Origin of the sequence: Mesorhizobium sp. M5C.F.Ca.IN.020.32.2.1, assembly GCF_004023105.1 — a bacterium.
Lineage (GTDB): Bacteria > Pseudomonadota > Alphaproteobacteria > Rhizobiales > Rhizobiaceae > Mesorhizobium > Mesorhizobium wenxiniae.
The window spans coordinates 1-4,108 of the sequence record NZ_RZSX01000592.1 but is presented as its reverse complement, the minus strand read 5'-3'; the positions used below and the strand labels follow the sequence as shown (position 1 = coordinate 4,108).

4 protein-coding genes are annotated in these 4,108 nt (G+C 63.1%); all 4 read left to right on the top strand.

What is annotated here, in order from left to right:
- A partial coding sequence (locus EOA86_RS24960; protein WP_164891958.1) for a chromosomal replication initiator protein DnaA occupies positions 1–857 on the top strand: 857 nt, incomplete at its 5' end.
- 191 nt (positions 858–1,048) lie between these two features.
- Positions 1,049–2,167: a DNA polymerase III subunit beta gene (dnaN, locus tag EOA86_RS24955; RefSeq protein WP_065005876.1), complete on the top strand. Its 1,119-nt coding sequence runs from the start codon at positions 1,049–1,051 to the stop codon at positions 2,165–2,167.
- A gap of 25 nt (positions 2,168–2,192) precedes the next feature.
- Positions 2,193–3,359, top strand: coding sequence for a DNA replication/repair protein RecF (gene recF / locus EOA86_RS24950; protein ID WP_128344112.1), 1,167 nt, complete (start codon positions 2,193–2,195; stop codon positions 3,357–3,359).
- Between the two features lie 118 nt (positions 3,360–3,477).
- Positions 3,478–4,108 (top strand): molybdopterin-synthase adenylyltransferase MoeB (gene moeB / locus EOA86_RS24945; RefSeq protein WP_128344110.1); only part of this gene is annotated, 631 nt, incomplete at its 3' end.

The following is a 4,108-nucleotide window of genomic DNA, read 5'->3' as shown; positions in this document are numbered from 1 at the left end:
CGCTGAAGCAGAATCCGAAGTCGCGTGTCGTCTATCTCACCGCCGAATATTTCATGTGGCGGTTTGCCACCGCGATCCGCGACAACAACGCGCTGACGCTGAAGGAACAGCTGCGCGACATCGATCTTCTCATCATCGACGATATGCAGTTCCTGCAAGGCAAGTCGATCCAGCATGAATTCTGCCATCTGATCAACATGCTGCTCGACAGCGCCAAGCAGGTGGTGGTCGCGGCCGACCGGCCGCCGTCGGAACTGGAATCGCTGGAGCCTCGCGTCCGCTCCCGCCTCAACGGCGGCGTCGCGCTCGAAATGTCGGCGCCGGATTTCGCCATGCGGATCGGCATGCTCAAGCTGCGCCTTGCCACCGCCAAGGCCGATGATGCGTCGCTCGACATCTCGGACGAGATCCTCAACCATGTCGCTCGCACGGTGACCGGCAGCGGGCGCGAACTCGAAGGTGCGTTCAACCAGCTTCTGTTTCGCCAGTCGTTCGAACCGCAGATCACCATCGACCGCATCGACGAGATCCTCGGCCACATCTATCGTTCGGGCGAGCCGAAGCGGGTGCGAATCGAGGACATCCAGCGCATCGTCGCGCGCCACTACAATGTGTCGAAGACAGAACTTCTGTCCAACCGGCGCACGCGTACGATCGTCAAGCCGCGGCAGGTCGCCATGTACCTGTCCAAGGTGATGACACCGCGCTCCTTGCCGGAGATCGGACGGCGTTTCGGTGGCCGCGACCACACGACGGTGCTGCATGCCGTGCGCAAGATCGAGGATCTTTCAGGCGTCGACAACACGCTGGCGCAGGAGCTCGAATTGCTGAGAAGACTGATCAACGATCAGGCCTAACCGGCCCGAAAAACGCCGGCTAGCGGACTTCGCCAGTTTTATCCCCAGAAAGCCCGAGTAACCGGTCCGAACCGGTAGCGCGGGCTTGCGTTTACGGGTTTTTTCCTGTCAGTTTCTGAGCCTGTTCAGACCTTTCGCGGGTTGCCGCTTGCCGGAGACCCGCTCATTCGTTCAAGCGAGCCTGTTTTGTCATGCGTGTTATCCTGGAACGGTCAAATCTCCTGAAGTCGCTCAACCACGTTCATCGCGTGGTCGAGCGGCGCAATACCATACCGATCCTGTCGAACGTGCTGCTGAGCGCCGAAGGCGCCACCCTCGAAATGAAGGCAACCGACCTCGATCTGGAGGTGACCGAAGCCACGCCCGCCAAGGTGGAGCGCGGCGGGGCGACGACGGTCCCGGCGCATCTGCTCTACGACATCGTGCGCAAGCTCGCCGACGGCGCGGAGGTCATGCTGAAGACCGACGAGGACGGCAACGCCATGACGGTGACGTCGGGCCGCTCGAGCTTCCGTCTCCAATGTCTGCCGCAATCCGATTTCCCGGCGCTTTCGGCCGGATCGTTCTCGCATATCTTCCGGCTCGATTCGGTCGCGCTCAAGGGCCTGATCGAGAAGACCCAATTTGCCATCTCCACCGAAGAGACGCGTTACTACCTGAACGGCATCTACCTGCACACGCATGACGCCGACGGCAAGCTGAAGCTGCGCTCGGTAGCGACCGACGGCCATCGGCTGGCGCGCGCCGAGATCGACGCGCCGGCAGGATCCGAAGGGATGCCGGGCATCATCATTCCGCGCAAGACGGTCAGCGAGCTGCAAAAGCTTGTCGATGACCCGGACGTCGCCGTGACCACCGAATTGTCCGACACCAAGATCCGTTTCACCATCGGCAGTGTTGTTTTGACCTCGAAGCTGATCGACGGCACCTTCCCGGATTATCAGCGGGTCATCCCGACCGGCAACGACAAGAAGCTGATCATCGACCGTCAGAGTTTCGCCGCCGCCGTCGACCGCGTCTCGACCATTTCGTCGGAACGCGGCCGGGCAGTGAAGCTTTCGATTGGAGAAGGCCAGGTCACGCTTGCGGTCAACAATCCGGATTCGGGTAGCGCCACAGAAGAACTGGCCGCGGACTATTCGTCCGACGCGATCGAAATCGGCTTTAACGCCAAATATCTGCTCGACGTCGCTGCCCAGTTGACCGGCACTGAGGCAAAATTCATGCTGGCGGACGCCGGTTCGCCGACGCTGATCCACGACATGGCCGACGAAACCACGCTCTACGTGCTGATGCCGATGCGGGTATAGGCCCGAACGAGGCCATCTTGTTGTCATGACCGGAGTTGCGAAGCAGTCTGACCGCGACCAGCAGACTCATATAAGTAAGCTGTCACTTACGAACTTCCGCAATTACGCAACACTGTCGATCGACCTCGACCCCGGCGCCGTGGTTTTTTCCGGTGACAATGGCGCCGGCAAAACCAACCTGCTGGAAGCGATTTCCCTGCTGACGCCGGGTCGCGGCCTGCGCCGTGCACCTTATGCCGACGTGGCGCGCGAAGGCGGGGACGGCGGCTTTGCCATCCATGTCCGGCTCGATGGGCCGGACGGACCGATCGAGATCGGCACCGGCATTGCAGGCGGCGATGCCGCTGGCGAGGGCGGCCGGCGGGTGCGGATCAATGGCGCGGCAGCGCGCTCGGCGGAGGACATGCTGGAATGGCTGCGCGTCGTCTGGCTGACACCGGCGATGGATGCATTGTTCACCGGGCCGGCCGCAGACCGCCGGCGCTTTCTCGACCGGCAGGTGCTGGCGATCGATCCGGGCCACGGCCAGCGCGCGCTAGACTACGAAAGAGCGATGCGCGGCCGCAATCGGCTGTTCGCCGAAGGCTCGCGTGACGGAGCCTGGTTCGATGCGATCGAGACGCAAATGGCCGAAACCGGTGTAGCGATTGCCGCGGCGCGTGCCGAACTGGTGCGCCTGCTCGCCGCCATGATCGACAGGCTGCCACGCGCCGGCCCGTTTCCGCAAGCCGACATCGGCCTGTCAGGCACGTTGGAAAGCGAAGTCGGCACCACCGCGGCTGTCGATGTCGAGGAGCGGTTTCGCCAAGCGCTTGCCGAAGGCCGCGATCGCGACCGCGCCGCCGGGCGCACGCTCGACGGCCCGCACCGTTCGGATCTCGTAGTGCGGCACCGGCCCAAGGCGATGCCAGCCGAACTGTGTTCGACCGGCGAGCAGAAGGCGCTGCTGGTCGGCATGGTCCTGTCGCATGCTCGGCTGACGGGCGAGATGTCGGGCATGACGCCGATCCTGCTGCTCGACGAGATCGCCGCCCATCTCGACGGCGGCCGGCGTGCCGCGCTGTTCTCGATCCTCGAAGAGCTGAACTGCCAGGCTTTCATGACCGGAACCGATGCGGCGCTGTTTTCCAGTCTCAAGGGACGCGCGCAGTTCCTGACCGTCGATCATGGCATGGTTAGCCCAACCATTTGACTTCTTGGATATCGTTATCCCAACTGCTGCGCACCCTCTGGCCAAGCCCGAGGGCAGGCTTTGCGGGTGACGTGAATTGACGCCTGACAAGGTTTTTCTTCCACTATATGGTCCGGCGATGATCACCACCACGCTAACCGACGAAGAACTCGAACGCTACGCCCGCCACATCGTGCTGCCCGAAATCGGCGGCGCCGGCCAGCAGCGACTGAAGCGGGCGCGGGTCCTGGTCATCGGCGCCGGCGGGCTCGGAGCGCCGGTGCTCGAATATCTGGCCGCAGCCGGCGTCGGCACACTCGGCATCGTCGACGACGACAGCGTCTCACTGTCGAACCTGCAAAGACAGGTGATCCACGGCACCGATGCTGTCGGCATGGCGAAAACCGACAGTGCCAAAACGGCGATCGCCCGCATCAATCCCAACGTCGCCGTGGAACTGCACAATCTCAGGCTGACGGCGGACAACGCCCCTGACCTCCTCGCCCGCTATGACATCGTCGTCGACGGCTCCGACAATTTCGAAACACGTTATGCGGTGGCCGACGCCTGCGCCGCGGGAAAACGGCCGCTGGTCCATGCCGCCGTCGGCCGCTTCGACGGCTCGGTGACCGTGCTGAAACCGTTCGAGACCGGCACGGACGGCAACCCGAATCCAAATTATCGCGATCTTTTTCCGGATCCACCGCCGGCGGGCCTGGTACCGTCCTGTGCCGTCGCCGGCGTACTCGGCGTGCTGACCGGCGTTATCG

What these genes read in the sequence shown, in the direction of transcription:
- dnaN (WP_065005876.1), top strand. Translation starts at nt 1,049, where the DNA reads ATGCGTGTTATCCTGGAACGGTCAAATCTCCTGAAGTCGCTCAACCAC.
- recF (WP_128344112.1), top strand. Translation starts at nt 2,193, where the DNA reads ATGACCGGAGTTGCGAAGCAGTCTGACCGCGACCAGCAGACTCATATA.